The organism is Bacillus pseudomycoides DSM 12442 (assembly GCF_000161455.1).
In the GTDB taxonomy this organism is placed as follows: Bacteria; Bacillota; Bacilli; order Bacillales; family Bacillaceae_G; genus Bacillus_A; species Bacillus_A pseudomycoides.
Map to the genome: position 1 here is coordinate 2721235 of NZ_CM000745.1, position 26255 is coordinate 2747489.

Here is a 26255-nt window from a genome sequence, read left to right on the forward strand (position 1 = left end):
TACCTTTTGGATGTCTAAAAGGTACCCAATCTCTTTTTGTTGCTGATAATGATAGGTTATGTAAACTTCACATGAATAAGATATATAATATAAAAATAACGATTAACTGAGGTGAGAGTATGGAAAATACATATGAAATTCCCAAATTAGGAACAAAGCGTCTTTTATTAAAAAAACTAGATTTTCATGATTTAGATGATTTATTTGAAATCTATTCGGATCTTCAAACAACTACATATGTACTTCGAGAGGTACACAAAAATAAAGATGAAACTCGTATTTTTTTAGAAAATACGATTGAAACAGCTAAGAAAGGTCCCTTCGAAGATCTGAAGGGACTTTTTTAAGTTTTTAGATATAGTGACTGCTGGTAAGTGGTGTTATGTTAACGAAGGACAGCTATAAAGTTGTTCTTTTCTTATGTTATAATATTCAAAAACCTTATATACAAATATTAAGAGGTGATTATTTTGTATTATTATAAATGGAGAAGTTTTTATTCGGTTAAACCAACACAAATATATGATGAGAACAACAATATAATAGGTACAATAAAAAAAACGTATAGCAATCAGTGTATAAGGATAATAGATTTAATATTATTCAAAGGGACGTATTTTTTGGAATATGAGATATATGATTCTAAAGAGAATTTACAATTAAAAGCGAAAAAGGATATAGATTTTCGAAAAAGAACACAATTTTTTCTTAACTATTATGCTGAAAGAGAAGAATATCAAATACATTTAATAGATAAAAAGACCTTTGATTTTGGTGAAATAACTAAATTTGAATTTGCAGGAGAAATGTATGAATTAAATCAAAGACCTTTTGAATGGGCAAAAATAACCAATTTAAATACTAATTTGATTATTGCAGAATGGAAAGAGCCTATTAAGCCTCCTTTTAATATTACTTTTAAATTATTAGAGGAATCTTATAAAGATAAAGTTTTATTATTGATAGGTATATTCCATTCATATTTACATGCTGCGGGGCATTAAATTTAAAAGCATTATTATATATCCGATTTGTTTTTTTTTTTGAGTGAGTTGCTTTTCTTATGGATAAATTTACAATTGAAGAGAAATTAAAAGCTATAAAACGTTATTTAATGCGCTATGAATTATGTAGTTCAGAAATCAATATGATTATTTGGTGTCTCTGCTGCCCCTAGCTGGCTAAGACCAGCTAGGGTGTCCCGATATTGTATCATTCGATAAGAAGTTTTGAGTGGATACACTTAACAATTTTTAGGTTGACTAGGAGGTGGTACCGGGACTGGAATACACGGAGGATTACCTGGTGGAATATTTGGTGGTGGACAATCGCAATCATTATTGGAGGATGGGGGGGTATTAGATGGTGGACCATTGCAATCATTATTGGAAGGTGGTATCAAAAAACTATTATTTAGACTACGCTTAAGATTTCTATGATGTCTTTTTATTTTAATCACCCCTTTCTTTGGTTTTTACATAGTTTTCGTGTCATCATTCTGGGCAATTTCGAAAATACGGGCTATTACTTGCTTGCGCGCACTGTTCAGGTGTCAGTCTATAAGCATTTTCCGATGCCCCTCCATACATAAGGTTGTTTTCATCGTCTACATGTTCCGGTCCTAATAAAACATGTCCTAATTCATGCGCGAGAGTTTGTCCGAATCGGAATTGTCCTTCAGGAGCATTTGATATTACGATAACTGGACCATTAGGAGTGTTATAAGGTGCACATCCTACAAAACCACCTGCAAATGGACCTTGTACAAAATATACAGCAATATCCAGTGTATCAGTTTGTCCATAAGGTCCTGGTCCTGGCGGTCTAACATTCAACCAATATTGAAAATATTCATTGAGGTCCTCGTATCCGATGCATTGGAGTACATCTTGATCAACAAATGGGTCATTGATCTGTGACATAACCGCTTCTCCTTGGTCATTCCTAAAACGCCATCTTATATCGATGTTACATGGATTTGGTGTTCGATCTCCGTAGAAAGTATTAGGGACTCCATAAACATAATTAACCCAATCAATTTGATTGATAAAAAGGTCTTGGGTCATATCTGATCCTGGTGTAATATACACGTCTAAAATTAGACAGGGTACTACCATTCTTTCATCTCCTTTTATTGTAATACTATAAAATATTCAAAGATATAAAGTATGGCTTGTACAAAAAACTAGTGTTCCTACTAAAAGTTACAAATTATATGCAAAATGATAGACTTAAACGGAGCCATAGAAAAGGATTGGGGTTATAGTTCTTTCTACGGGATAGCGTAACTTTATGTTAGCACCTTGCAACGATGGACCATCAAATATCATTTGTTTTAAACGTACCTCTACAAACTTACCTAAATTTACAGTGGGATTTTTAAAGGGGACATTTTCCAGAATAGGTTCTGAAAAATCTACGCCTAATAATTTGTAGGCTTAAAAAAATTCACTTGTTGAATTAATAAAGAATTTAAAAATAAAAATAGAGTAATACGGTGCAGTTAGTTATTTTAGATATACATTATGGAAATGATTTAGGTGACTGGGGGATGGAATGAAATGAGTAAAGTAGAATGGCAATTTGCTGATGAAGCTGTAAGTGATGAATATGTAAAGAAAATTGGGGAAGAATTAGGCTTTAATTTTCCTCATGAGTATGTTGAGTGTGTATCGAAGAATAATGGAGCAAATGTGGAACCAGAACTTTTTGACGTCCAAGGAATAGAAAGAGTGTTTGGTACGTTATTATCTTTTGATGAAAATAGTGGTGAGTATATTGCAGATGTATATAATGACTTCAATGATACATTACCAAATGGATTAATCCCGTTTGCTTTTGATCCAGCTGGAAACTTAATTTGTTTTGATTATAAAAACCATGAAGAGAATCCAATAGTCGTTTTTTGGGAGCATGAAGATGCATGGGAAAAAGAAATGCTGATGGAAAGCGAAGGAATCACAGCAGAAGAGGCAGAGGAAGTGGCGAGGGAAAATGTATTTTATGTAGCTCAATCATTTACCGAATTTCTAAGTAAATTATATGCTGATGAAGATGATGAATAAATTGGAGAAAGAAAAGAGTAATATGTGTAATGAAAAATATAATATTGAAATGAGATGGGTGAAACGATAAGTATGGCTATAGAAATGAAGCCAGAAATAAAAAAGGTTTTAGAAAAAATAAATTTTATTGATAGATATCAAGCGATGTCTAATCGATTTCGAGAGAATTCTAACGATTTCGATGATAGATTAGGAAGTTACAACATTCAAAAAGTGATAGTAGTACTGAAACATTTTGGATATGAGGTAACATTTGATTATAAAGAGAGATTTTTTAAAGTAGGAGTCGTTGATCATTCACCGCAATATATGATCTGGTTTAATATTAGTCTAGAACATGGAATGACAGAATTCATTTGGGTTGCTTATTATAATGGCGAAGTTCGATTAGGGAGTCCTTGGAGTATTTACCCGAGGTTATTAATAAATCCCAGTATGAGAATAAAGATGCCTGTTTTCCGTAGTTACGAAGAATTAGAAGAAATATTAAAAGAAGCTTTTGTACTCTATGAAGATTTTAAACGGGAGTTAATATCATTATATGAAAAAGAATAGGTAATGATTTTTGAGAACAGTTTTCGAGCGTTTCGTTTATGAATGGTCTCAATGAGGTGTAATTAAGCATCAAGAAAGGTGGTTTAATAAGGAATGAACGGTGAGGAATATAATGAATTGGTACAAGAGGTAGTAGATTTCTCAAAAGATTTTCAGTTTGCTTCTTTAACCAAAAAACTTTCGAATAAAATAGCTATCGTTAACGATATGCAGCAAGCGGAATTGCTCGCTTATGAGGAAGCATATGGTGAAGATGAATACACGTGGACAGATATAAGGGAGTTAGAAAAGAGTAAAGTTCGGGGAGTGTATTATAGGTTATCAGAAATTGAAAGACCAAAGGAATTACATACTATGTTAGAGGTTATTGACAATCATGTAAGGCAGAGTGCAGTTAGAATGGATGGATTTTTCAATGATGTCGTAGCTGATCTCAATAATTGTGCTTTTAGCCGTGCTATCAATGGGAAGAAGAATGATTTCTTTGAAACTATGTTTGAAATCTATAAAGCAGGTGGCTTTCCTTGTGGCTGGAACGGAGAGTACCCTGGTAATGGAAGAATCATCGCTTATTTTGAAAAGAGATAGTTCATACAAGCGAGTTATAAAGAAAGAGGATTCAATACATGAATCTTGTAAAATAAAGTAATCCCAAACTCTCCTAAATACGTGAATGTATTTAGGAGAGTTTTTATTATGTAATGTGGGAGAATTTTAGTATGTGTTGACGCAGAGATGAAGTCTTAAAGTCATAATATGTCCACGCTTAACTATCTTCAATGAGTTACAACTGTACATGTTAACAACATGTACATAGGGTAAAAACAGAAAATTAATAATATATTGACCTCTTTATGGTTCGTGCTATAAAATTGAAAGCGATAACAAACGTTTTCTTTAGAATGTTTTTCATGATCTTTTGATATTTAGAGATATAAAAAGGAATAAGTAAGTATTTTTTTTGATATTTAATGCAAACGTTTTCGTTAATTTCTTACTCCTTTATACCTTTGATTTTTCTATTAAAAGATCATTGAAATACATAAGTGAAAACATTCAATACGGAGGTGTTATAAAAGCGATTTTTAGATTAACTTATGCAGGGTTACTCATAATGAATTATTCGTAATATTTTAAGAAAGGGTGAATGGAGTGTATATTACAAAAAAATTAATAAACAAGACGTTTTTATTACTTACTGTAATTGCTATGCTATTATCTGGTTTTTCTTTTCAGAGTGTACAAGCAGAATCAAATACGAAAACAACTGAAATTATCGTTCATTATAAGGAGAAGTCTGGAAATACAAAAGATTGGAATCTTTGGATGTGGGCTGAAAATACGAATGGTCAATCCTATGAATTTACTGGGGAAGATGAGTTTGGTAAGTATGCTAAGGTGAAAATAGATGGTGACTATAATCGTGTAGGATTTATAGTTCGTACGAAAGAATGGGAAAAAGACGGTGGTGATCGTTGGATTGAAAATATTAAGGATGGCCGTGCTGAAGTATGGGTTCTTTCGGGCGATGATAAAGTATACGATTCTAAGCCTTCTTTTGAACTTTCTATTCAGAAAGCAACCATTGATAGCTTCAATGAAATCACTGTAACTACCAATGCTCCATTCAATATTAAGGAGCAAAAAATTGAAATTGAGGGCGTTAACATTGAGAAAGTTAGTCCTTATGATACAAATGATGGAGATAGTACTAATAAGGTTAAAATCATTACAGAAAAGAATCTTGATTTTAAAAAAACATACAAAATCAAAATGGGAAATTCCATTGAAGCTAATACTGAAATTGGTAAAGTAATTCGTAGCGAGGAATTCGATCATTTATTTTATTATGATGGTAGTGATTTAGGTAATATATATACGCCACAGGAAACAAAGTTTCGTTTGTGGGCTCCCACTGCGAGCGAGGCAAAATTGGTTACTTATAAAAAATGGAATGATGAAAAAGGTACTGAAATAAGCATGGATCAAGGTGAAAAAGGAACTTGGACTGCAAAACTGACAGGTGATCAAAAAGGCCTTTTTTATACATATAAGGTGAAGATTGGGGACAAATGGACTGAGGCCGTTGATCCATATGTGCGTGCTGCTTCTGTTAACGGTGATAAAGGTGCAGTCGTTGATTTAAAAGAAACAAATCCAAAAAATTGGAAGGGGAACAAAAAGCCGAAATTTAAAAATCCGGAAGATGCTATTATTTATGAGTTACAAGTACGTGATCTTTCCATTCAACCTGAAAGTGGTATTAAACAAAAAGGAAAATATCTTGGTGTAACAGAAAAAGGAACGAGAGGACCCGAAGGCGTAAAAACAGGTCTTGATCATATTAAGGATCTTGGTGTTACTCATGTCCAGTTTTTACCGATATTTGATTATGCTTCAGTAAATGAAGAAAAATTAAACGAACCACAATATAACTGGGGATATGATCCGAAAAATTACAATGTACCAGAAGGCTCATATTCTACTAATCCTTATGAGCCCACTGTTCGAATTACTGAATTAAAGCAGATGATTCAAACACTTCATGATAATAATCTTCGTGTTGTGATGGACGTTGTATATAATCATATGTACAATGCGGCTGAATCCAATTTCCACAAGTTAGTTCCAGGTTATTATTATCGTTACAATGAGGATGGTTCACTCGCAAATGGAACAGGAGTAGGGAATGATACGGCTTCTGAACGAAAGATGATGAGGAAATTTATGATAGATTCCGTCGTGTATTGGGCAAAAGAGTATAATTTAGATGGATTCCGTTTTGATTTGATGGGTATTCATGATGTCGAAACAATGAATACGATACGTAAAGCCATTAATCAAATTGATCCTTCTATTATTCTTCATGGAGAAGGTTGGGATTTAAATACGCCTCTAGCGCCTGAGTTAAAAGCAAATCAAAAAAATGCGGAGAAAATGAAAGGGATCGCTCATTTTAATGACGATATTCGTGATGGATTGAAAGGAAGCGTATTCGGGGATAAGGATAATGGTTTTGTGAACGGAATGCAAAACATGGAAGAACGCATTAAAAAAGGAATTACGGCTGGTATGGACTATGATAAAAAAGTGTATACTTATCAGGATCCTGAGCAGGTCCTGACATATGTTGAAGCACATGACAACCATACATTATGGGATAAGCTTCAGTTGACTAATCCTGGCGACAGTGAGGAAGTACGTAAACAAATGCACAAGTTGTCTTCTTCCATCATATTAACATCGCAAGGGGTTTCATTCTTGCATGCAGGCCAAGAGTTCATGCGTACAAAATATGGTGATCATAATAGCTACAAATCTCCTGATTCTATTAACCAAATGGATTGGGTGCGCCGTGCAGCATTTGATAAAGAAGTAGAGTATATGAAAGGCTTAATAGAGTTGCGTAACAACCATTCAGCTTTTCGCATGACATCTGTTGAACAAATAAAAAAACATCTAACGTTCATTGATGCGCCAAAAAATGTTGTAGCTTATACATTAGATGGCAAAGCAAATGGTAATAAAAACGATTATTTTGTTGTGGCTCACAATGCGAATAGAGAAGCGGTGGAAATTACTCTTCCATCAAAAGGTCCTTGGAAAGTGCTAGTAGATGGTGAACGTGCAGGAAGTAAAGTGCTGTATGTTTTCCATGATAATAAGATTAAGGTTCCCGCATTAAGTTCATTTGTTTTAAAAACAGAGAAACCGATTAAATAAGAATAGATGATTTAAAACATCCACTAACCATATCTGGAGAGAAACAGGATTCTTATCATAGGCTATAAAGTAAAAGGTAGAAACACTCATACTCCTATTAATAAATTAATTCCAAATATGATAATATAAATTATGGAAAAAAGATGAAAAATTGTAGGGAATATACTAGACTGAAAAGTAGGAAGGTTTTTATTAGACGAACAAAAGTTTAAGGGGAGTTTAAAATGGCTATAAAAGTAATAAGGGCAACAGGTATGATGGGTGGGGCTACAAGAGTAGCTTTAAAAGTGGATAATGAAGTTGTAATGAAATTAGAAAATAATGAAGAGTACACGCTCCCTTCTGATGTAAAAGAAGCGAAGATAAAAGCAAATCAATTATTTTTTGGAAGTAAAGAAAAGCAAGTAAAAAATGGCGATATAGTCGAAATTAAGATTAATGGTCTAGCGATGCTATTGTGTATGGTATCGTTAATAGCAGTATTATTTGGTTCAAAGATTGATCCTAATGCTATTTGGTTTGGTGTAATCGGCTGTTTGGTAACGCTTGTCTATTCAATAAATAATTGGTTCACGTTAGAAGTTAAATAACAGGAAACAGCAGAGGTTTTAAAAACTCTGCTGTTTTTTTCATCATAATTGTTTAAATAGAGTTTCGTATTCTAGTAATTAGTGAGTATCAATAAAATCGGGAGGTACATCATGAGTTATAAAGAACAACTTGCTATTTTATATAAAATGCGCTTTATGGAAAATGAAGGCGATGATATTGAAGAATTTGAAGAAATATTAAATGAACTATCATTTCATGCAGGAAATGAAGTGATTCCAGAACTTTGTAAAATATTTGAAGACGAGGTAGCGGAACCTTCTGCAGACAGCGATGTAATTGAAACCATTTTTTATATTGCAAGCCGGAATGGATTAGAGGATGGACTTGTACAGTTAGCGAATGGAATAACAAATATGTTACCCCAGGCAGAATTTTGGGCAGATAGAATTCATCGAACACTTTTAAATTCAGAAGAGTTAATTTTGCCATATATTAAAGCTTTACAACAGGTTGATGAGCATACGAAACAAATAGTGAAAGATATTTTATGTAATGTAAAGAGTGAGATGCCGGAGTTATTTGCGGAAAAGGTTGATTTTATATTAAGTCATTCCGCAATCAATGAAGTGAATTGAAACTGTACAAAAGAAATTTGAGTGGCAATAAATGAGAGGAAGGTAGCTATAAAAATGTACTCAAATTCGCTAATAAGAATATAATCAATATCACTTTAGGAGTGATAGAAATGAAAAAAATGAGTCAACTCATTGCACAAATAGAGTCTTTATCTGATTGTCGTGTGCTTGAGCCTGCAGGATTACCGATAATTAATGAGAAGAAGCATATCCTACCTGAGGATGTAAAGGGATTTTACAGTCTTTGCGGAGGAGCGGTTTTGTTCGAGAATGAGGAGTATCCGATTTATATTGTCTCCTCACAAGAATTTATTTTAGCAAATCCAGTAATAATAAGTGAGCTGTGTGAAGATGATATTACTTCCAATTGGTATATTATATGTAATGATGGAAAAGAGGAATACTTAACAATTGACCTAAATCGAAATAGATTGGGGAAATGTTATGATAGCTTCTTTGATCGTCATGGAATTGCAGGGGAATCACAAATCATTGCAACATCGTTTATAGATCTACTTGAAAGATTTATACATAATAAGGGGAAGTATTGGTATTGGATGCAGAGTGATTTTGTATCACTTGGAGATGCTTATGATGGACTCATATAATCATTTATAAATTTTTAAATAAACAGTAGTAAAAAACTTGATTGTACAATGCCTTTCAAGTTTTTTGATTTGAAAATTGCTAGGATTGTAAAATGTAGTGGTAGATAATCAAAATGATGGGAGAAAGATACGAAAAGGAGAACTGACATGGTGATTTTAAATTAGACTTAGCTTTTCATACCTAAACAATTACTTTAAATTCAACATGATAATTAATGCCTAATGGAGGAATCTGAAATGGAAAACTGGGAATACAATGAATTGTTTGAAGCCATTAATGAAGCCTATAATGACTTTTTAACTTTAGATAGAGGACAGAAAGATGCAATTGCGAGAACTTGTTATGAGTATATAAATCTCGGAGAAATAGAAGACGTAATTGTTGATACAGCTGTAGGTGAAATAGTGTTAACTCATGACAAAGTTTTCATTGGGTATATAAAAGGTATAACAAAGAGATTAAGCAAGTTTAATCCACTAGACGCAATGGGGGAATTAACACAAGAAGAAATAAGAGATTTATCCAACAGAATACATAAAGTATTGGAAGGTCTTGAAAAAGTAGAGATTGATTATAATCCTTCAGCAGAATAGCTCGGTTTATTCTCTTTCGTGCTGAAGAGGAAGTATTTGAAGGTAAGGGAGTGGGAGAAAAGCTTTATCTTTGTTTTGCTCAAAATAAATGAGAAAGCGGGAATTTGAGTGGGGAGCTATTTTATTAAGATAGATGGGTTTGAATATCCAGAAGCATATAGAAAAGCAATTGAATTACATTTAGTGGATTTTGATTTATGGTATATGATGGAATCAGTACAAGCAACTAGACGCTTTCTTGATTTGAAAGAAAGGTATCCAAATAGAAAATTAGTTCCTTTTGCTAGAAGAGATGATAATGATGATATTGCCTGCTTTGAATTTGGAAAAGGACAAAAGGTTCAAGTGATTCATGACTTCGCTACGGAAGGGTTTGAACAGAGGAAGGAATTCGGTGATTTTTGGGAATGGCTGGAGTTCGCGATTAGGGAAATGATTGATTTCAATAGAATGGAAGAGGAGTAAATTATGGGGATGAAAAAAGGAAAGGGGTAATGAAATGATTGCACCTAAAGAATTTTGTGATAGATGGAATGAAAAAAGAGACGGGACATTAAACAAATTGGATAGAGAGATAATGCAGCATGCAAATTTATCTAGTGATAAGAGAAGGTTTTTAAGCGAAGCGGGTCTTCCAGCATCGGCTGCTCCATTTATAGAGTTTGATAACGCAACTGAATTAATGCAGAATGTAACTCGAAAATTTGGCATGCCAATAGATTTTGAGTTTTATTGGTTTATAGGTACGACTGGTTCTGGAGATCCTCTTTGTATTGATGAAAGAACAAATAAGGTAGTCTATTTACATCACGACAACAACTATGAAGAAATCTTCATTAATTCTTCCATTCATCAATTTGCAGAAAGCCTTCTATTGTTTTCTAAGTTAATAGATGAAGCGATTCAGATAAATGGTGAATTTGCATTTTTAGATAATGAAATTCCGGAATCAGTGCGTATCTGGTTTGAAAATGAAGTAAGGCGTATCGATTCAAAGGCTGTAGAAAAGAATACATTTTGGTCTGAGGAACTTGAAAACCTTACTGAATAAAAGAATGTATTTTATAGATGATGTACTTCATCTTTGGGACATCTATCGGGATTTCATAATTAATGTTTCTCTACATATTTTTCTCTGAATTTTGAGATGGAGCTCCATTATTTTGAAAAGAAAATCGAAGAAAGTAAGGCATATAAAAATGATTAATCAACTTAAAATCTTAAATCCTCAAGCACTTATAAGTATTTTTGGAATGATACCGGAGTTTGAACAATCAGAGTTATTAGATGTTCACCTTAAAAGAGATGGTCCGACTTTAGTTATTCGAATCATGACAAAGGAACCTGTTGAAAATAAACCGAAACGATGGAATAAATGGGATGTAATTTATATAGAAATTACATTCTTTTGTATTCAAGATTTAATAATCAAAGATATAGGAACAGACAATATAATTCATCAATTTGGAATAAATGCTATTGAAGAAGAAGGGGTATTAAAAATTAAGTGTAGAAATCAAATGCAAGTTGAATGCTTATTTAGATGGGCAAAAATAGAGAACATAACCCCTGGTTTAATAGGGCTACACTGACCTAGTTTTAGTAGCTAAATCTAAGAACGCCTATTTTTTATAAAATGTAACATTTGAGGAGGGCTGCTACTTGGCTACATATTCCGTCATTCTTGAATCGAGTATTAAAGGTCGCTTATTAATGAAAATAAAAAACTATACAAATTGCTCTTTATCTGAAATTCAATCCAATATAAAAAATAAATATCCGGTAATGGCTGTTAACCGTCGGAATTCAGAAAAAATGAAGGATTTAATTGAGGAATTGTCTTCAAATAAGCTGCAATTTAGGATTTTTAAGCAAACGGATGAGGGGAATAGAGAAATAACAGTTGCAGTGTTTACAAATGGCATGGAAACTTCCAGGCAGACTGCAAAACAAAGGGAGCGTTTGGATGCATTATTAATAGAAGAGGACGATGCTAGCAGTTGGTGGGGAGAATTCAAAATAAAACGACCCCTAATAAACGAGTAAGAATGAATAAAGGAGGGTTAATATCGAAAATCCAGGCGTAATATCGCTATGGCTAGGGAATTTCAAGAGTAAAGAAATGCTGCAAAAGTATGTGGAAATAAAATTTGATGAACAGGGAGATAGAATCCCATCACAATTTATGAGAGATTTTCAAATTGATTTTATAAATTATAATGAAGATCTATTGGAAATCACATTTATTGATATTTCAACTACATCTTTACAGTTGTTATTAGAAGGCGCATCTTATTATGAAAAGATTATATCTCAATTCATAGATTATTATGGGGAACATATGTTAGAGAGTTATAACACAGTGATTAGAGTGTATGATTTTGAATATAACGAAGCTAATGCTGTTGAAAATAAGCACCTTGTTTATGCTGGTGCAGTTATTTATGAAGAGTGGGAAGAATAATATTGGTGAAGACATTTATGGTCAAAGTATCTGCTGCTTATAATGTGGTGAAACGCTCAAAGCATAAAAAGTGTGTTTTAAATTTTTCGTTTAATCTTTAATGAAAAATATAGGGCTACTAGAAATATTCGGAGAGTATGAACGCATGAAAACTTCCTCTATTTAATTTTTTGAAAAGGATATATTTTCTTGTATATCATAATACATTATAGAAAAATGCTGAGAGGGGTGTATGTGATGGGTTTCCCGCCTCAACAACAAGGTAGACCTGGCATTGAATCATTAATGATACCCAGACCTATATTTGATAACCCCAATTACAAACCAGCCGGTAAGCTTATAAATAAGGTAGCACTTATAACTGGTGGAGATAGTGGAATTGGTAGAGCTGTCGCTGTAGCATTCGCGAAAGAGGGTGCAGACATAGCAATCTCATATTTAAATGAACACAGCGATGCAAAAGAAACGGCGTTCTATGTCAAAAAGTACGGCCGTAGTTGCATTACCATTCCAGGTGATATTGGGTATGAGCAGCATTGCCAACAAGCAGTAATGCAAACCATTCACCAATTTGGCCGTATTGACATTTTGGTGAATAATGCCGGTGTACTATACATAAGGAATAGTCTACTTGATGTAGATTCGAACCAACGAGCAAGTACCTTTCACACAAATGTTTTTTCTCAGTTTATTTTTACGAAAGCTGCTTTGCCATACATGAATTCAGGGAGCTCCATAATAAATACAACATCCCTTAGTGCTTATGATGGAGATCAAGATGCAATTGACTACGCGGCATCTAAAGGGGCTATTGTTTCATTTACACGTTCGCTGTCATCGTCACTGGCATCGCAAGGGATTCGAGTTAATGGTGTGGCCCCAGGACCAATTTGGACGCCATTAATTCCATCTTCCTTACCTCCAGAATGGCTTGCCACATTTGGAGACCATGTTCCTATGAAGCGAGCTGGTCAACCGTTTGAAGTGGCACCTGCTTATGTATTCTTGGCCTCCGATGATGCATCTTACATATCAGGGCAAATTCTGCACGTGAATGGTGGGGAAATTGTAAACGGCTAAATACTTACAAAACTAATATTAATTGTTATTATTCAAACTGGGTATTTCCCCCACACTTTATATTCATTCAACTCTCTTTTCTTCTTCATAAGGAGTAAATATCCTATTTGAAACATGATGGAAGACCAGAGTAGAATGGCAATCAATTGCCAATGTTAATGCTAGCAGCTGTTGTAGGGATTTTTCATCACTGTTTATGTACAAAGCGATAACACGTAAAAATGAAGTGTACAAATATCATTGCTAATCAGCTTTATAAGTTAATAGAAGAAATCATCTGGAGCACTGGTGTAACGCAAGGTCATTTTAACAATATTGTAAAACAGTCAAGGGAAGAAGAGTAGTATTTCAAGGAAGTAATAAAGAATATTTAGTGATGAAGAGGCACTTTAACAAGCTACAATAAAATTGTTAAGGTGCCTGTATCGTTTGTGAATAGATATTATAATTGAAGGGAAACAAAAATACCGGAGGAATCACGATGCCAACTTACAATAAACTCGTACGTGACCCAATCCAAGAAATGATTACAAATAATAGTAAAACACTTACTTACAACAAGAATACTAGATGAAAAGAATACATAGAAGAAGTATGCAAGAAAACAGGGGGAAGAGTTAACGAAGTATTTAGAGGCGAAAAATAAAGACTATAAAGTAGAAAAACTAGCAGATTTATATTGCTTTCTTATTGTTCTTTGTTTTTAGTTGGTTTGAGTCTAGTTTCAAGTATACAATTTAAACAGGGAGGAGGAAAAATTGAAAGAAATGGACAAGTAATTCAAGAATGGGGTCCAATTGATTATGGTTTCAAATCTTAATTGAGTAAAGTGGAAGTTCTTCAATTTTACAATGTAGATAACGATGAATATGTTGGGACAAATGAGAAAGATATACTATTAAACTTTATGAAAGTGCCTGTTTTCCAACAAACAGTAGATCGTGTCTTTTGGTGTAGTTTTTAACGTATGTTTTGGTTATGTTCCGTTAGGGAATGTATTTGTATTTCGGTATAAATAATCAGCAAAAAAATAGAATAGTAGTATCCGATAGGAGAATGAATAGATGAAAAAAATAAACCATAAATTATTTGGTGAACTTATCTATGATGGATATTGGACCGGAAAACAAAAAATAGCTATTTTGGGTCATGACAAAATAGTTCCTTTAACTATTGATGAGGAAGAACATGATGTATTTTCTGCAATTCAAGAAGAAGCTTATAGCAAATTCATCGCTGATACGAATAGACTTATACAAGAAGCTGAACAAGCTATATTCGAATATTATCAAGAAGAATGTTTAGAGTATAGAGCTATGTTAGGTGATGAGTCTGCTGATGAAATAGTACCAATTATAACAACTACTCAACAATTAGGAAAGTTGGTTGATCCTATAGGACTTACTATTTTACCAGATTTCGAAGATGGAGTTAGAAGGCTAGGATTAATATTCAATTGTACATGGGAAGAGGACGGTATTGGTGTAAGATTTGAGAATGAAGAAGTTATTGAAGTTGGTTATCAAGATATTGTTATTTAAATTGTAGAACGAGAAAACTTACATATGAATAAAGTTTTGCAAGATAAGGGCGTTCACAGTAAGAGAACAGGTTTCTATACGATGGAGAGTATAATAAGGAGAGGCAATATGGAATATAAAGGAATGTCTTCGTTGTGGCTTGGAACAAGTCAATCATATCAGCATCTTCAAGAATATGTTGATATGGAATATACAGAAGATGGAGATAGTATAGATTCAAAATTTGGAGTGAATTTCGGTTTTGGTTACTATGATGAAGATCAAATCGAAATTATGTTTTATGAGGAACATAAAATACATATAGAAGAGATTTTACAGGATTTCTCTTATAGTGAGATTATTATTCCGAAATTTAAAGATTTGATGAAACCAGAAAATGTAGCGGCGAGTATGAATTCTGTTATAGTGCTTTATGATTTTCAATACGATGCAGAGAAAGCGAAAGATACATATGAGGGGTTAGAATTTATATTTGTTGGTGCTGTACCTTATTATGAATAGCTTTAAGAGGTTGAGTGATGTGAAAAGCCAGATGGGAAGAGAGGAACTTATTGAACTTGTAAAAAAGATCTATAATCTTGATTTACCAGAAACAGAACATAGCGAATATGTGAAACAATTCAATAATAGCGGTGTTCCACATCCAGCACCTAGTGATTTAATATTTTGGAATGATATAGAATTAACACCTGAAGAAGTAGTAGAATTTGCATTAAGTTATAAGAAAGAAAAAGAATAACTTTAATAAGTAGATGAGAGAGTTTAGAAGGAGATTGTATTAGTATTTACATAGAGAAATGTTGTAAATAAGGAGAGGGTTAGATGGAAAGTTCAAAAGTTGTATTATGTATACCTGGTTTATGGAAGAATAGAAGTGAACTTATTGAGGCGATTGTAAGAAAAAGTGAGGGATATATGTTTGCTGGGAATTATATGAGTAAACTAGGGAATCCGAGTATTTTTTTTGAAGTTGATATATATGAACATGACGAGCGAGTAGCAGAAGCGTTTGAAATTGCTGGATACAATTCATTTACTGAGGAAGACCTTGATCTTATTAGAAAACATTCTTTAGCACTGTATTTAATTGGGGAAGGAGGTTCCATTGAAAAGATAAGGAAGTTAGTTGATGCTGCAAATGCACTTGTAAAAGCTGGAGGGCTGGGCGTGAAAGTTGAATCCTCAGGTACTGCAAATACAATTGAAAGTTGGAAGGATATGTATCATACAGATGATGAAGTCCAATTATTCAAAGCTTTTGTAACAGTAGTCGCAGAAGATGATTTTTACTATACGTGTGGTATGCATTGCTTTGGGCTGCCGGATGTAATTACTTTTAAAGATCAAGTAACCCCGCAATATGCTCAAGAATTAATGAACGTTTTTTGTCTGTATAATCTGATTGAAAAGCCTAGCTTAACGGACTATTCTACATTCAGCCTAGATGAAGATAACCCTCATTTTATATTGCAACATACGGAGTGTAAACATTTTTCAGAAGATGAATTGTTTTATAATCAGTATGGTATTTGGGCGTTAGTAAAAAAAGCGTAGTATAAAATTTGTTGTGATAGGAATAGATGGTGCAGGAAATCCGATTTGTTGTAAATAACTAACTGTAAAAATGATGAGAGTTGATATGGATACTGGTGAATAAGAATGGAGTACTTCTAATTTAGGGGCATATTTACCTAGGCATTTACTGAAGAGGTATAAATCCATTTTTGATGATAGATTTGTAGGGGGAAAATTAAGTAAAGTAAAGGGGAATATGCGTGTCTATTAAAAATGCAATGCAACAATACTTTAGGTTAAGAATAAAATTAGCGTACGAAGGTTTAGATTTTCTATTAAAAACACCAGTTCTTGAAGAAGTGAATCCTATTCTTTATGATGGGGAAATAGATGAGGAAGGTTATATTCTATGGAAACCAGTAGAAAAAAATATCGTACACGACTTTATTCATTTAGAACAAGAAATGGATATTCACTTTCATCAAACGGTTATTACGTACTTTAATTCCTATTGGTTTGCTGAATTAAATGGTTTTTATAAAAATTATTATATTGAATTAGAAGCGGTATTGCCGAATATTGAATTGCATTCATTTAAAGAACGGTTAAAGGGCTATAAGGGGAACCATCAAGAGAGATTAAAACATATCCCAATAGGTATTGAAGGTAATGGAATGTTAGTTGTGATTGACAATGAAAATGGGAAAGTGAAATTGGAAGATTTTGAGAGAAGTTCATTTGAAACAATTTCAGAAAATATACAAGAATTGATTTTGAATTTACGTTTGAAGAGGTGATAGTTAGTACAAGTTTAAAGGAACTCATTTCTCGATTAAGCTTCCAATGAATTAGTAGTGTTTTGTTGGCTTTATATCTGTTAATTGGTGTGTATTGTTATAGAAAGTAAAGGGGCGTATTTATATGACAATCCGGTTTTGTAAGGAAGCAGTTGCATACTTAAAACCAATAGTAAAAGAGGATCTTGAGGAAGAATGCTTTACTTTATCTGAAGAAAATAGTTTTGTCCATACATTTTTTAATGAAGATTTAATGATTACCTTTTTAGTTGAGGATCATCAAAACGATTATTTTCAATATGTTCAAAATAAGCATATATCAGAAGAAGGATTGGATGAGGAACAGTTAGTAGAAATCGGGATCAATAATCTTTATAAATTAGCAGATGAAAAAGAACTACGGGTTCACACGCTATCGGAAGGGTGTTTTGCTTTAATTCTTGACGGGAATTTCGAGGCTAGCTTAATTGTTCTAGACGATTTATGGGAGCACTCATTAAAAGAATTCGTATCAAATGGGTATGCAGTTGCGATACCAGCGAGAGATATTCTTGTTTTTTGTGATTGTAATGCTAGTAACGGGATTGAAAAAATGAGAGGAATAATAGAAAAGGTTTGGGAAGATGGAGATCATTTACTGATTGATAAAATTTTGGTGAGAAGTGAGGGGAAATGGAGTTATTCAGAGTGAAAATGAAGCACATAGGAAAAGGGGAAGAAATTAGTGGAAAATTTTATTAAGAAGATAGGGGATAAAACTTTCATTGCTCAGGCGGAAAAGATCTTCGCAGTGCAGGTAGAAGGGTTATTTCATTTTTTAACTGAAGTAGAAAATGATCGATTAATAGATGGGTTTTCTATACAAGTTGGTTGGTCGATTTATTTTCTTGATAAAAGGGAAGATGGATTTCATATTACTGTACATGATTATACGAAGAATCCATTTGAAGATATGACAGATGATTTGACGATTTCATTATGGATACTATTAACACAAGTGAGTTTTTTAAAACCATTAACAATTGAAGGGGAATTGCTGCGATTTTGTGATAAAATTGTCGCTGCCAAAGATGTATTAAAGTTAGATGATATTTACTTAGAAAGAACAACAGATTGTGAAAAAGGTGACTCCGGTTGGTATATAGGTCCTATTAATGATGAGGATGATACAGAAGAGTACGAAGCGTTTTATGCATATGAATTACTAAAATTGAAGCCTTCACTTATTCAAGTATTAACATTACCTTCTGCATTTCTTGTAATCTTTGAAAAAGATGTAGTGAAAGCAGTGGTAGATGAAAATAATGTGAACATTTTGGATAGGATTAACGATAAATAATCTGGTATAGAAAAAAGACCTAGCCATTTGTTAATGTTAGTATCTCAATAAAGTGTAAAAATCGAATCGTGTAGGATGAGCCTTATTACATATTGAAGCAATTACTTAGGGAGGAACATTTGTGGCTTATAAAGATAGTTTATTTCATGTTGTTAAGGATAAAATTATATTAACTATGTTTATTTTACTTACTGTTTTCCATATGATAAATTTTGCATTTTTCTTCTTTTTTGCAGTTACGGTAGCTTTGTTTTGGGACGATCCGAATGCTGATATGAGTACAGAATATGCGCCAATAGTTATGCCGTATTTATATCCAGTTCTCATCGGTGGGATATGTATATTTTTAGCTTTTGTCAGCTGTTATTTCTATCAGAAGTACGCACCAAATTCTAAGTGGAAAAAGGTAGCTGTGGAAGTGCTTTTTCTGATTGTTGCATTTGTCATTCCAAGATTTTTTGGTGCATTTAAAATTCCTTTATTGGACATGCTTTCAAGATAAAGAGTTTACTATTGAGTATTCAAGAAACAAAAAGTCTCAGTAAATCGAAATTTACTGGGGCTTTTTGTTTATCGTTATCTTTTGAGTGAGACAGTTCACGATAAGAATGTAAAAAATAAATAGTATTCTACATATCAAAGATGGATGGTACATGACAACTCTCTTCAATCTGAAAGGTTTCTCTCCTAATATGAGCGAATAGATTGAAAAAGGAGGGAGTTTGTATGGAAGTTGTTGTGAAACAGCGGAAGAAAAGAGGTAAGGGGAAAAAAAATTTCATTTGGTTTGGTAGTATTCTTCTTTTTTTACTTGTTACCGCGGCAGTTTTTGTAAATGCATTCGTGATGAAGTCAATGCCAAAGGTAGAAGGGACGGTTCATGTCAGTGGATTGCAAAAATCGGTTCAAGTAATACGAGATGAAAGAGGGGTACCTCATATTAAAGCTGAGAATGAGCATGATTTATATTTTTCACAAGGATATGTTCAGGCGCAAGATCGGTTGTTTCAAATGGACTTAAGTAGAAGACAAGCATCTGGAACATTAGGCGAAGTGGTTGGGAAGGCAGCGCTAGATAAAGATAAATTGTTCCGAACCCTTGGGCTAAGGCGAGCAGCAGAAGCATCAGTAAGCCAATATACTGGCGAAGCAAAAGATGCATTGGAGTCGTTTGCTGATGGAGTAAATGCATTTATAAAGGAAGCAAAAAAGGACGGGAAACTACCAGTAGAGTTTCATTTACTAGGATACGAGCCTGCTGAATGGACTCCGGTTGATTCTTTAACGATTGGCAAGTATATGGCTTTTGACTTAGGTGGTCATTGGCATGGACAAGCATTTCGATTTTGGGCACTTCAACATCTTTCGAAAGAGCAGGCCTATGAATTATTTCCAACTTATCCAACGGATGCTCCTAGACTATTAGCGCTGTTAAATAATCTGGATGTGAATGTGGCCAGTGGTTTTGCAAAAGCAATTATTCCACCAGAATCTAACGGGAGCAATAATTGGGTTGTAAGTGGAGAAAAAAGTGCATCAGGAATGCCTATATTAGCAGATGATCCCCATCTTTCTTTGGCGACACCATCGATATGGTATCAAACACATTTGGAGATGAAAGACATAAATGTGAGCGGAGTTATTTTTGCAGGGGTTCCAGGTGTTATGTTAGGGCATAACAAACAAATTGCTTGGGGTGTCACGAATACAGGTCCGGACGTACAAGATTTATATATAGAAAAAAGAAACCCGGATAATCCCAATGAGTTTTTGTATAACGATAAATGGGAAAAAGCTACGATTGTGAATGAACCTATAAAAGTGAAAGGTGAAAAAACAATTCCTTACGAAGTGACGATTACTAGACACGGTCCAGTCATTTCAGAATTTGCTTATAAAAATAAAGATGAGGCTGTTTTTGCGCTTAGATGGACGGCATTGGAACCTTCAGCGGAATTAAAGGCCGTATTAAATATGAACAAAGCAACAAATTGGACTGAATTTGAATCAGCGCTGGAAGATTTTCATACTCCTACTCAAAATTTCTTATTTGCATCAACAGATGGCACAATTGCTTATAAAGCAAACGGAAACATACCGATACGTAAAAAGGGAGATGGAATTTTACCTGTTCCTGGATGGACAGATGAATATGAATGGGAAGGCTACATTCCCTTTGATAAACTTCCAAAGGTGATAAACCCAGAACAAGGCTTTATATCAACAGCCAATAATAAAATAATAAATGATGATTATCCGTATCATATTAGTCATATTTGGGCGCAGCCGTATCGTCAAATGCGTATTCAAGAATTTTTACAGGAAAAGGATAAATTGACTACGAAGGATTTACAAACTTTGCAAATGGATCAAAAGAACCTTCAGGCAAGAGAGTTTGTTCCAGTGTTTGTGAAAGAACTGAATAAAGTAAACGTATCAGACGTGGAGAAACAAGGGTTAAAAGAGCTGACAAATTGGGATTTTTACGATAATAAAGAGAAAGCTGCCCCGTTAATCTTTCATTTATGGATGAAAGAAATATCCAATACTTTATTTTCAAAGGAAATACCAAAGGGTATAATGGGTTTATTTGAAGGTAAGCAACAAGTTGTGGAACAATTGATACGGAAGCAGATGAATGGGGAAAACAGTGTATGGTTTTCTAAACATGGAGGCTTCAAAGAAGTTTTACATACATCGTATTCAAAGGTAATGAAAAAGCTTGAAAAACAATATGGATCAGACGTAACGAAATGGAAGTGGGGAGAATACCATAAGCTTTCTTTTACGCATCCTATGTCCCAATCCTCTCAGTTACTTGGTTTTTTTTTCAATCGTGAAAAGGCTGTGCCAGTTGGGGGAAGTAATATTACAGTTCAAGCAGCAAGTTATGGAGATGATGGGATTGTGAATCACGGAGCATCTTGGCGATTTGTAATAGATACAAAGGATATGTCAAATGGTTATCATATTGTAGGACCAGGACAATCAGGACATTTTAAAAGTGACTGGTATCATGATCAAATAGAAGATTGGGTAAATGGAAACTATCATGCTACTACGCTTCGTACAGATCGAATTGACGGTAAAATATTAACTCTAAAACCACAATAAGATTTATCCCGGATTAACGGGAAAGAAGACCCCACCTAAAGCTTCAGAGAGGAATGAGGAAGATAGGTGAGGGATAACTGCCCGTAAAAGCCTGATTGGTTCATCTAACCAACAGTGGGGGATGAAGAAAAAACTCACTGATGAAAGTTGTACTTTATAGGACTCTTACGTTTGTAAGAGTCTTTTTCGTATCATAAATAGCTTTCTTATAAAACGACAGTGTACCATAATTAAATTATGGAATGTTATAATTTGGGAAGAGAGTTTCATAGTTATACATATATAGAGGTGAGTACATGAGCAATTGTTATTTTGAATTTGTAATACATAAAGAGTCTTGTTTTCATAGACTAAGAGAATTTTTTTACAATCTTAAAGAAGAGAAAGAAAAAGAGATGATAGATTGTAGTGATTCTATGTGGTTAGATTATTTTGAAGAAGATACATTAAAACAGTTTTGGTGGCCGACGGAAGAAGAATTACATCATTACCAGATTTTATGGAAACAAACCCCTGTAGAAAAACGCTTAACAGATCCTAAACTGAGAACTCCATGGGACTTTGAATCTATGATTGATGCATTTGCTTCTGGGGAATATGAACTAGTCTCATGTGAAAAGGCAACAAACAATATTGGAAGAATTGATTTTTATCCTTATGGATGGCCATACGGCGGGAGCGATGTGTTTAGAGCTTTAATTGAGTATAGTGGTTTCAAAATTATTGATGAGAGTGTATAGAATTTACCATAGTTAAAGGTATAGTGATAGATTTTCTTATTGTAACTATGCATTTAGTTTTGAAAAATCAAATAAACACGGAAATACGTATAAAATTGTAGATAGTTTTCATTTAGTTATATAAGGTTGAAAGAATCCAAGTTACATAACAATCAATGAAATATATGGAATAGAATAAATCATAAAAAGAAACTGCAGAAGGGATGAGAAAATATGTCTAATTACTTAAAGTCGGAATTTATCGAAAATGCAGGTGGCTGTATCGTATCGAAAAATATTTTAGATGGAAATGGAAAATTAAAATGGTTGGTTAGAGATGAATCTGTGACTAGCGTTGATAATGGCTGGAGGTTTTTTTCGGATATTGATGATGATGATTATGTAAACGTTCCGAATAACTTAGTAGTATGTGATTTTAATACAGTAGCCCAAATTGAACCTGCTATTCTAGCGGTTTATTCCTTTCCGGTTGGAAGTGATCTACAATTAGTTGTAGAGAATGGAAAATATTATTTTATTGATAATATAACAGAAGAAGTTATCGAGTTTTTGTACCATTAAAATAACATACTCTAAAGAGGAATAATAACTTGTAGCCAGATAGATTCTGTACAAAGAGAAAATGTATATTATGCTACACGAAGTTGTACTGAATTTATTAGTGAATTGTATGAAGTAGGGAATAGATAATGGTTTGGGAGAAGTGAAAATGAAAAGAGAAATGGAGCAGTATTTTCATAAATTATTTAAGGAATGGAAAAACTATAATCATTCATTACCAAAATCCGTATGGATAGAAGAAGCAGATTCTTTTATATATGTAGGGGAACCAGATGCAGAGGAATATATTTTTTGGAAGCCTATAGAAAAAGATTTATTTCATGACTTTTCTGATATAGAAAAGAAATTAGCAGTACAATTACATCATTCGATTAAAGAATATTATAATTCCTACTGGTTTTTAGATTTAGCAGGTAGTTATTTAGAGTATAACATAGAGCTAAATCCTGTTATACCAGGAATTGAACTTCGAGATTTTTATACCTTTTTACAAGATTATAAAAAAGCGCACCATAATGAGTTGAAAAATATTCCTATAGGTATGGAATGTAACGGGCTTTTGGTAGTTGTAGATAATGAAAATGGCCAAGTGAAGATAGAAGATTATGAAAAGGGGACTTTTGAAGTTATTAGTAATAGTTTAGCAGAACTCATTTCAATGCTCTAATGAAAGTATATAATATAGGGTTCAATTTGAAATATAAGTTAAGAGGTAAAGGATATGAGCAAATCAGTATTTGAAAAAATAGAATTAGTCAAAAATATTTTAGGTGATGATCCATTCTGTTTGATTATTGGTGAAATTGTGGAAGAAGAAAACCCAATAGATGAAAAATTAGAAGATCATATTTTAAAAGATTATTATTTTATTGCAGGAAAATACAAAATATTGAATGGTGGAGTAATTACTATATACGGCCATCAAAGACTTAAAAGTATTCAGTTTTATGTGGAAGATATGCTAGATGGTGCTGATAAATGGATTTGTATAGGAACGGTAGAAAATTATCCATTATTTATTAATAAAATTGATGGAGAAGTATCTTGTTTGTTTGGAAATTTAATTGATCAAAATTTTGTTATTGAATCATACGGTGATTTTAGCAGTTTTTTAGAAAATTATTTTTTAGGGAGCAAATATATTGATATCGGCCTGTCTTTTGTTGAAGCGGGTGGAATAAGGAATCCCATTGGAAGTAAAGAGGATGAGTGGTATAAACTGTTAGAATTGAATAGATTAGTTTAAATGTATTACTTTGAATTTGGTGGTGAAAACTTTTTTACTTTAGAGAAGTAGAAATGAAAGGGGACGGCTATATGGAACCAAAACTTGCATTTTTAAGAAAATATAAAAGAAATGTAAAGCTTCAATCAATAGATAAAATTGATAATAAGGTCATACCTAGTATTTGGTTTGAAATTTTTAAAGAACACGATAGCAACAAGAGAATAAAAATGGTTTTAGAGATTTGGAGAACATACGTAGGGAAAGAATTAAGAAACACAATCTCATATTTGGAAGAGCACCTTTTCAATGTGGAGTTAATAGAAAATAACGGCATGTATTCGATGTTATATATACTGGAGACGTCGGATGGTGAAATAGTGTATTATGAAGCAGGAAATCCTATGGATACATTTCATAATAAAGTGCTAGAAGTTTCATGGGATAGAATTCCCATTTCAGTTCGAAAGTTTTATGAAAAAGTTCATAATGGTTTTTATTATTATGCGAGCGGTGCTATGGGATTAGTGCCTTTTGAATGTGTTACTTATTTTGATGATGATGAGTGGGGAATTATTGAAGAATTAGAGGAGAACTTACAAATTGATTTGAAAACAACTTTTGGATTTTTTAAAAGTGGAGCGGGCGGTTATGTAGCTATTGATTATAACAATTGCAAATATGATAAAGCTACATTATGGTTTGCAAACAATCAGCCAAAATATAATGTTGATTTTTGGGATCTAGTAGATGAATGGATAGTAACCGGTTTTGAAACGTAGTATGTAGAGAGTTTAAGAATTACTTTTGTGTACTGAAAAAAACGATATATGAATGGAGTTTGTATGCATGGAAAAAGAAGGTGTGGTCTCATTATGGCTAGGAAACATGGAATCTTAAGATTTTTTAGAGGACTATTTCAGTATAAAATATACAGATGATGGTGATTCCATAGCATCACCATTTATAAAAGACTTTCATATTTGTATGTATGATATTGATGAGGACTTTATTGAAAAAGAATTTTATTTAAAGCGAAGTGATAATCTAGAAGCTTTACTAACCGGGTGTTCTTATGAAGAAGTTGTGATACCACAGATGAAAAGATATTTGCTGCGAATACACTAGAGATGAAATACAACACAATTATTATGATATATAACTATGAATACAGCGGCGAAATAATAAATAAAAATGAAAATCTTTATGAAATGAAATACATAGGAGCTGTTTCGTATAAATGATAATAAAAAGGGGATTAGAACATGGAAGCTAGAGAAGTACATTCATTTCATCTACATTCAGAAAAAGAATTTTCTGAAATTCAAGATAAATTGATACATAGAATTGAATTGAAAAATAACTTTCATCTAGAAGATGTAAGTTTAATAGCTGGAGTAGATTTAGCTTATTGGGAAAAAGATGATAAGCACTATGGAACTTGCTGTATTGTTGTTATTGAGTATCATACGAAGAAGGAAGTGGAGAAGGTCTATAGTTATGGGGAGGTAACGGTACCGTATATACCAGGTTTTTTAGCATTTCGTGAGTTGCCTTTAGTAATAGAAGCAGCCAAAAAGCTTACTTCTAATCCAGATATATTTATGTTCGATGGAAATGGCTATTTACACTATAAACATATGGGGATTGCGACACATGCTTCTTTTTTCTTACAAAAACCTACAATCGGTGTAGCGAAAAGTTATCTTAAGATTAAAGATGTTGATTTTATCATGCCAGAGAATAAGGCGTTTACTTTTAGTGATATTATGATCGATGACGAGGTATATGGAAGAGTTTTAAGAACGAAGGAGAATGTAAAACCTATTTTTGTTTCTTGTGGAAATAATATCGATTTAGATACGAGTATTCAAATTGTATCGAATTTAATCGGGAAAGAAAGTAGATTACCAATTCCAGTGAGATTGGCAGATTTAGAAACGCATAAGGTGAGAAGAGACAAGAGGGAAAATGATAGATGATAGGTCTATGTAAAAAGGGATAGGAGGATGATCCCTTTTTTTGTTGTATTCGACGAAATACGACAACGCATAAAAACTTTATTTGCTATGATGTTTTTTGGAATATTTCATTTTTATAATAATGAGTTGTATTAGCTATTCTTTATGGTGTTTTTGGAGAGATTC

General features: G+C 33.2%; 32 protein-coding genes and 2 pseudogenes. 33 read left to right on the forward strand and 1 reads right to left on the reverse strand.

Annotated features, from left to right (window positions below):
- Positions 1 to 119 precede the first annotated feature (119 nt).
- Both BPMYX0001_RS13705 and BPMYX0001_RS13710 read left to right on the forward strand, forming a co-directional pair.
- A pseudogene (locus tag BPMYX0001_RS13705) lies at positions 120 to 317 on the forward strand (GNAT family N-acetyltransferase); the annotation flags it as partial.
- 144 nt (positions 318 to 461) lie between these two features.
- Positions 462 to 1004 carry a tubby C-terminal domain-like protein gene (locus tag BPMYX0001_RS13710; protein ID WP_006095403.1) on the forward strand — a complete coding sequence of 181 codons (543 nt, stop codon included), beginning with the start codon at positions 462 to 464 and terminating at the stop codon, positions 1002 to 1004.
- A 489-nt stretch (positions 1005 to 1493) separates the two neighbouring features.
- Here BPMYX0001_RS13710 and BPMYX0001_RS13720 read toward each other — a convergent pair whose 3' ends face one another.
- The gene (locus BPMYX0001_RS13720) at positions 1494 to 2117 is read right to left on the reverse strand and encodes an ImmA/IrrE family metallo-endopeptidase (RefSeq protein WP_003207559.1); all 624 of its coding nucleotides are present in this window, start codon (positions 2115 to 2117) and stop codon (positions 1494 to 1496) included.
- Between the two features lie 444 nt (positions 2118 to 2561).
- On the opposite strand from BPMYX0001_RS13720, the gene BPMYX0001_RS13725 reads away from it, so the two are divergent.
- The 31 genes and pseudogenes from BPMYX0001_RS13725 to BPMYX0001_RS13865 all read left to right on the forward strand — a co-directional run bounded on the left by BPMYX0001_RS13725 (position 2562) and on the right by BPMYX0001_RS13865 (position 26090).
- Entirely contained in the window at positions 2562 to 3065 is a 504-nt protein-coding gene (locus BPMYX0001_RS13725; protein ID WP_033798994.1) for an SMI1/KNR4 family protein, read from the forward strand.
- 72 nt (positions 3066 to 3137) lie between these two features.
- Positions 3138 to 3620, forward strand: a complete 483-nt coding sequence (locus tag BPMYX0001_RS13730) for a hypothetical protein (RefSeq protein WP_033798995.1) — start codon at positions 3138 to 3140, stop codon at positions 3618 to 3620.
- Between the two features lie 93 nt (positions 3621 to 3713).
- On the forward strand, positions 3714 to 4208 hold the full coding sequence (locus tag BPMYX0001_RS13735) for a hypothetical protein (RefSeq protein ID WP_006095407.1): 495 nt from the start codon (positions 3714 to 3716) through the stop codon (positions 4206 to 4208).
- 564 nt (positions 4209 to 4772) lie between these two features.
- Complete coding sequence (gene pulA / locus BPMYX0001_RS13740; protein WP_033798996.1) at positions 4773 to 7343, forward strand: type I pullulanase; 2571 nt, start codon at positions 4773 to 4775, stop codon at positions 7341 to 7343.
- Between the two features lie 224 nt (positions 7344 to 7567).
- The gene (locus BPMYX0001_RS13745) at positions 7568 to 7933 is read left to right on the forward strand and encodes a hypothetical protein (protein ID WP_006095409.1); all 366 of its coding nucleotides are present in this window, start codon (positions 7568 to 7570) and stop codon (positions 7931 to 7933) included.
- Between the two features lie 111 nt (positions 7934 to 8044).
- On the forward strand, positions 8045 to 8530 hold the full coding sequence (locus BPMYX0001_RS13750; protein WP_006095410.1) for an Imm30 family immunity protein: 486 nt from the start codon (positions 8045 to 8047) through the stop codon (positions 8528 to 8530).
- A gap of 110 nt (positions 8531 to 8640) precedes the next feature.
- Positions 8641 to 9138 (forward strand): SMI1/KNR4 family protein, encoded by a 498-nt coding sequence (locus tag BPMYX0001_RS13755; RefSeq protein WP_033798997.1) that lies wholly within the window; start codon positions 8641 to 8643, stop codon positions 9136 to 9138.
- A 237-nt stretch (positions 9139 to 9375) separates the two neighbouring features.
- On the forward strand, positions 9376 to 9732 hold the full coding sequence (locus BPMYX0001_RS13760) for an Imm3 family immunity protein (protein WP_018783308.1): 357 nt from the start codon (positions 9376 to 9378) through the stop codon (positions 9730 to 9732).
- A gap of 108 nt (positions 9733 to 9840) precedes the next feature.
- Positions 9841 to 10197: a hypothetical protein gene (locus BPMYX0001_RS13765; protein ID WP_006095413.1), complete on the forward strand. Its 357-nt coding sequence runs from the start codon at positions 9841 to 9843 to the stop codon at positions 10195 to 10197.
- Between the two features lie 34 nt (positions 10198 to 10231).
- Positions 10232 to 10783: an SUKH-4 family immunity protein gene (locus tag BPMYX0001_RS13770; protein WP_006095414.1), complete on the forward strand. Its 552-nt coding sequence runs from the start codon at positions 10232 to 10234 to the stop codon at positions 10781 to 10783.
- Positions 10784 to 10931: 148 nt separating this feature from the next.
- Complete coding sequence (locus BPMYX0001_RS13775; protein ID WP_006095415.1) at positions 10932 to 11324, forward strand: immunity 50 family protein; 393 nt, start codon at positions 10932 to 10934, stop codon at positions 11322 to 11324.
- A gap of 70 nt (positions 11325 to 11394) precedes the next feature.
- Positions 11395 to 11778, forward strand: coding sequence for a hypothetical protein (locus BPMYX0001_RS13780; RefSeq protein ID WP_240517000.1), 384 nt, complete (start codon positions 11395 to 11397; stop codon positions 11776 to 11778).
- 22 nt (positions 11779 to 11800) lie between these two features.
- Complete coding sequence (locus BPMYX0001_RS13785; RefSeq protein ID WP_033798998.1) at positions 11801 to 12196, forward strand: immunity 22 family protein; 396 nt, start codon at positions 11801 to 11803, stop codon at positions 12194 to 12196.
- Positions 12197 to 12433: 237 nt separating this feature from the next.
- Entirely contained in the window at positions 12434 to 13276 is an 843-nt protein-coding gene (locus BPMYX0001_RS13790; protein ID WP_006095418.1) for an SDR family oxidoreductase, read from the forward strand.
- A 152-nt stretch (positions 13277 to 13428) separates the two neighbouring features.
- Positions 13429 to 13520 (forward strand): annotated as a pseudogene (locus BPMYX0001_RS34950) (DUF4870 domain-containing protein); the annotation flags it as partial.
- A gap of 820 nt (positions 13521 to 14340) precedes the next feature.
- A complete protein-coding gene (locus tag BPMYX0001_RS13795; protein ID WP_006095420.1) occupies positions 14341 to 14817 on the forward strand; it encodes a DUF6985 domain-containing protein in 477 nt (158 codons plus the stop codon).
- 108 nt (positions 14818 to 14925) lie between these two features.
- Complete coding sequence (locus BPMYX0001_RS13800; RefSeq protein WP_033798999.1) at positions 14926 to 15318, forward strand: immunity 22 family protein; 393 nt, start codon at positions 14926 to 14928, stop codon at positions 15316 to 15318.
- A complete protein-coding gene (locus BPMYX0001_RS13805) occupies positions 15311 to 15556 on the forward strand; it encodes a bacteriocin immunity protein (RefSeq protein WP_050774411.1) in 246 nt (81 codons plus the stop codon). Before BPMYX0001_RS13800 ends, BPMYX0001_RS13805 begins: the two co-directional genes overlap by 8 nt.
- A gap of 83 nt (positions 15557 to 15639) precedes the next feature.
- Positions 15640 to 16371 (forward strand): DUF4261 domain-containing protein, encoded by a 732-nt coding sequence (locus BPMYX0001_RS13810; protein WP_006095423.1) that lies wholly within the window; start codon positions 15640 to 15642, stop codon positions 16369 to 16371.
- A 221-nt stretch (positions 16372 to 16592) separates the two neighbouring features.
- A complete protein-coding gene (locus BPMYX0001_RS13815) occupies positions 16593 to 17129 on the forward strand; it encodes a SecY-interacting protein Syd (RefSeq protein ID WP_006095424.1) in 537 nt (178 codons plus the stop codon).
- Positions 17130 to 17253: 124 nt separating this feature from the next.
- Positions 17254 to 17820, forward strand: coding sequence for a DUF1444 family protein (locus BPMYX0001_RS13820; protein ID WP_006095425.1), 567 nt, complete (start codon positions 17254 to 17256; stop codon positions 17818 to 17820).
- A gap of 33 nt (positions 17821 to 17853) precedes the next feature.
- On the forward strand, positions 17854 to 18468 hold the full coding sequence (locus BPMYX0001_RS13825) for an immunity protein Imm33 domain-containing protein (RefSeq protein ID WP_006095426.1): 615 nt from the start codon (positions 17854 to 17856) through the stop codon (positions 18466 to 18468).
- 121 nt (positions 18469 to 18589) lie between these two features.
- Entirely contained in the window at positions 18590 to 18970 is a 381-nt protein-coding gene (locus tag BPMYX0001_RS13830; protein ID WP_003198562.1) for a hypothetical protein, read from the forward strand.
- 224 nt (positions 18971 to 19194) lie between these two features.
- Entirely contained in the window at positions 19195 to 21582 is a 2388-nt protein-coding gene (locus BPMYX0001_RS13835; protein ID WP_006095427.1) for a penicillin acylase family protein, read from the forward strand.
- Between the two features lie 296 nt (positions 21583 to 21878).
- Complete coding sequence (locus BPMYX0001_RS13840; RefSeq protein WP_033799000.1) at positions 21879 to 22322, forward strand: hypothetical protein; 444 nt, start codon at positions 21879 to 21881, stop codon at positions 22320 to 22322.
- A gap of 213 nt (positions 22323 to 22535) precedes the next feature.
- Positions 22536 to 22883, forward strand: a complete 348-nt coding sequence (locus BPMYX0001_RS13845; protein ID WP_006095429.1) for a DUF2185 domain-containing protein — start codon at positions 22536 to 22538, stop codon at positions 22881 to 22883.
- A gap of 148 nt (positions 22884 to 23031) precedes the next feature.
- Complete coding sequence (locus tag BPMYX0001_RS13850; protein ID WP_018783292.1) at positions 23032 to 23550, forward strand: SecY-interacting protein Syd; 519 nt, start codon at positions 23032 to 23034, stop codon at positions 23548 to 23550.
- 54 nt (positions 23551 to 23604) lie between these two features.
- Positions 23605 to 24129, forward strand: coding sequence for a hypothetical protein (locus BPMYX0001_RS13855; protein WP_006095431.1), 525 nt, complete (start codon positions 23605 to 23607; stop codon positions 24127 to 24129).
- Between the two features lie 71 nt (positions 24130 to 24200).
- Positions 24201 to 24890, forward strand: a complete 690-nt coding sequence (locus tag BPMYX0001_RS13860; RefSeq protein WP_033799001.1) for a hypothetical protein — start codon at positions 24201 to 24203, stop codon at positions 24888 to 24890.
- Between the two features lie 169 nt (positions 24891 to 25059).
- Positions 25060 to 25236 carry a hypothetical protein gene (locus tag BPMYX0001_RS35130; protein ID WP_479682098.1) on the forward strand — a complete coding sequence of 59 codons (177 nt, stop codon included), beginning with the start codon at positions 25060 to 25062 and terminating at the stop codon, positions 25234 to 25236.
- 137 nt (positions 25237 to 25373) lie between these two features.
- Positions 25374 to 26090, forward strand: a complete 717-nt coding sequence (locus BPMYX0001_RS13865; protein WP_006095435.1) for an endonuclease V — start codon at positions 25374 to 25376, stop codon at positions 26088 to 26090.
- The last annotated feature ends 165 nt before the right edge of the window (positions 26091 to 26255 follow it).

Coding starts and splice junctions, on each gene's coding strand:
- BPMYX0001_RS13720 (WP_003207559.1), bottom strand. CDS start 2,117: ATGGTAGTACCCTGTCTAATTTTAGACGTGTATATTACACCAGGATCA.
- BPMYX0001_RS13725 (WP_033798994.1), top strand. CDS start 2,562: ATGAGTAAAGTAGAATGGCAATTTGCTGATGAAGCTGTAAGTGATGAA.
- BPMYX0001_RS13730 (WP_033798995.1), top strand. CDS start 3,138: ATGGCTATAGAAATGAAGCCAGAAATAAAAAAGGTTTTAGAAAAAATA.
- BPMYX0001_RS13735 (WP_006095407.1), top strand. CDS start 3,714: ATGAACGGTGAGGAATATAATGAATTGGTACAAGAGGTAGTAGATTTC.
- BPMYX0001_RS13745 (WP_006095409.1), top strand. CDS start 7,568: ATGGCTATAAAAGTAATAAGGGCAACAGGTATGATGGGTGGGGCTACA.
- BPMYX0001_RS13750 (WP_006095410.1), top strand. CDS start 8,045: ATGAGTTATAAAGAACAACTTGCTATTTTATATAAAATGCGCTTTATG.
- BPMYX0001_RS13755 (WP_033798997.1), top strand. CDS start 8,641: ATGAAAAAAATGAGTCAACTCATTGCACAAATAGAGTCTTTATCTGAT.
- BPMYX0001_RS13760 (WP_018783308.1), top strand. CDS start 9,376: ATGGAAAACTGGGAATACAATGAATTGTTTGAAGCCATTAATGAAGCC.
- BPMYX0001_RS13770 (WP_006095414.1), top strand. CDS start 10,232: ATGATTGCACCTAAAGAATTTTGTGATAGATGGAATGAAAAAAGAGAC.
- BPMYX0001_RS13775 (WP_006095415.1), top strand. CDS start 10,932: ATGATTAATCAACTTAAAATCTTAAATCCTCAAGCACTTATAAGTATT.
- BPMYX0001_RS13790 (WP_006095418.1), top strand. CDS start 12,434: ATGGGTTTCCCGCCTCAACAACAAGGTAGACCTGGCATTGAATCATTA.
- BPMYX0001_RS13795 (WP_006095420.1), top strand. CDS start 14,341: ATGAAAAAAATAAACCATAAATTATTTGGTGAACTTATCTATGATGGA.
- BPMYX0001_RS13800 (WP_033798999.1), top strand. CDS start 14,926: ATGGAATATAAAGGAATGTCTTCGTTGTGGCTTGGAACAAGTCAATCA.
- BPMYX0001_RS13805 (WP_050774411.1), top strand. CDS start 15,311: ATGAATAGCTTTAAGAGGTTGAGTGATGTGAAAAGCCAGATGGGAAGA.
- BPMYX0001_RS13810 (WP_006095423.1), top strand. CDS start 15,640: ATGGAAAGTTCAAAAGTTGTATTATGTATACCTGGTTTATGGAAGAAT.
- BPMYX0001_RS13820 (WP_006095425.1), top strand. CDS start 17,254: ATGACAATCCGGTTTTGTAAGGAAGCAGTTGCATACTTAAAACCAATA.
- BPMYX0001_RS13835 (WP_006095427.1), top strand. CDS start 19,195: ATGGAAGTTGTTGTGAAACAGCGGAAGAAAAGAGGTAAGGGGAAAAAA.
- BPMYX0001_RS13840 (WP_033799000.1), top strand. CDS start 21,879: ATGAGCAATTGTTATTTTGAATTTGTAATACATAAAGAGTCTTGTTTT.
- BPMYX0001_RS13845 (WP_006095429.1), top strand. CDS start 22,536: ATGTCTAATTACTTAAAGTCGGAATTTATCGAAAATGCAGGTGGCTGT.
- BPMYX0001_RS13850 (WP_018783292.1), top strand. CDS start 23,032: ATGAAAAGAGAAATGGAGCAGTATTTTCATAAATTATTTAAGGAATGG.
- BPMYX0001_RS13855 (WP_006095431.1), top strand. CDS start 23,605: ATGAGCAAATCAGTATTTGAAAAAATAGAATTAGTCAAAAATATTTTA.
- BPMYX0001_RS13860 (WP_033799001.1), top strand. CDS start 24,201: ATGGAACCAAAACTTGCATTTTTAAGAAAATATAAAAGAAATGTAAAG.
- BPMYX0001_RS13865 (WP_006095435.1), top strand. CDS start 25,374: ATGGAAGCTAGAGAAGTACATTCATTTCATCTACATTCAGAAAAAGAA.